The sequence below is a fragment of the Paenibacillus sp. 01T422 genome, from assembly GCF_056398785.1.
This window is the reverse complement of record NZ_JBFTQB010001167.1, coordinates 1-1599: the sequence shown is the minus strand read 5'-3', so window position 1 is coordinate 1599 and position 1599 is coordinate 1. Positions and strand designations below refer to the sequence as shown.

The window sequence follows — 1599 nt, the reverse complement described above, 5'->3', positions numbered from 1 at the left end:
GAACATAAACAGTTCAAGCTCTTTGCCCAGCTTGCGGTGGTCACGCTTCTTGGCTTCTTCAAGAACATGCAAATGTTCTTCAAGCTGTGCCTTTTTCGGAAATGCAGTCCCATAAATACGCTGCAGCACCTTATTATTGGAATCTCCTCGCCAGTAGGCTCCCGCCACGTTCATTAGCTTGAACGCTTTTATACGGCCTGTAGAGGGAAGGTGCGGCCCCCGACATAGGTCAAAAAACTCACCTTGATCATAAATGGTAATGACGGTATCTTCCGGCAGGTCGCGAATGAGTTCTAATTTTAGTGGTTCTTCGAGCTCCTCGAAAGTCATAATTGCTTCTCTGCGGCTGACGACCCGGCGAACAATGGGCAGGTTCTCTTGGATAACTTTCTCCATCTCTTTCTCAATGGCAGCAAGATCATCAATGGACAGCGGTTTTTCTATATCTATATCATAATAAAATCCATCTTCGATGACCGGTCCAATTCCGAGCTTGACCGCCTTATCTCCATATATACGTTTAATGGATTGGGCCATTACATGCGCCGTACTGTGCCTGTATATCTCCAGGCCCTCTTTACTGTCAAGAGTAACGATTTCGACAAGACTATCAGATTCGATAGGTTGATTAAGATCAACGAGTTTGCCATTGATCTTTCCAGCTACCGCATTTTTCTTCAAACCTGTACTAATAGATCCCGCCACTTGTTCGATAATCGTACCTGGGGGATACCTCCTAATAGTTCCATCTGGCAATGTTACATTGATCTCCATGAATTAACCTCCATTTCTAATTTTTCATTATTTTTGAACGCAAAAAAACGCATCTCTCCCACTAAGGGACGAGTGCGTTCAGCTCGTGGTTCCACCCTAATTTGACCTGCAACATGTCATTCTTTGGCTGTTCACCAAAGTAGCAGATGCAAGGTCCTTATTGGTATCCGGTATCGGGGATAAGACGGTGACGCTTACTGCCGCCAAAAACAGATCGGCGGGTTCAACGACACGGCTACAAAGGGGTAATTTCACAGCCGGTAACAGGAGAAGCTTTCAGCCTAAACTTCTCTCTCTGGACAGTTCGTGAAGGAAATCATGTCTTTGGTCAATGCCTTAATTATGTTTACTGCTACAATATTACATAATCGTGATCGTGAAAGTCAAGGGAAAGAATTATTATATAAAAGGTTACTGCATCCTTCACATTATGTGCTAGGCATCTCTGTATAGACTTCAATCTTGGGCTCAATTCGTAATTCTTCAATTTTCTCAACATCATTTTTATTAAACTTGAACAATTGCAGTATCAGATCTCCATCTTTACGAGCTTCCATTGTAAAAAAAGGATATGATATTTTCAGTAAGAATAATTGATCAGACACATCCTTGTAGAATTTCAATCCATAGCATACTGAATCATCCGTGCCTTTATCTGCATTTGATTCAATCTTTTCCATGCCCTTAAAATGATGAGTACTGTCATCTTTAGTGCTAATTTCCCAATGATTCGGTGCATATCCCACAGAAGTAAGCCATAATTTTATATTAAAATTAAATACATTCTTATATTTTTCGTCTACTATCCGTACATCATAGGATGGT

The 1599-nt window shown here is 41.3% G+C and carries 2 protein-coding genes; both read right to left on the bottom strand.

Annotated elements, in window-relative coordinates; genetic code table 11:
* Positions 1 to 774 (bottom strand): TGS domain-containing protein (locus AC1DUA_RS36775; RefSeq protein ID WP_477504431.1); only part of this gene is annotated, 774 nt, incomplete at its 3' end.
* A gap of 428 nt (positions 775 to 1202) precedes the next feature.
* Positions 1203 to 1599, bottom strand: a 397-nt coding sequence (locus AC1DUA_RS36770) for a hypothetical protein (RefSeq protein ID WP_477504430.1), incomplete at its 5' end; no start/stop codon positions are given.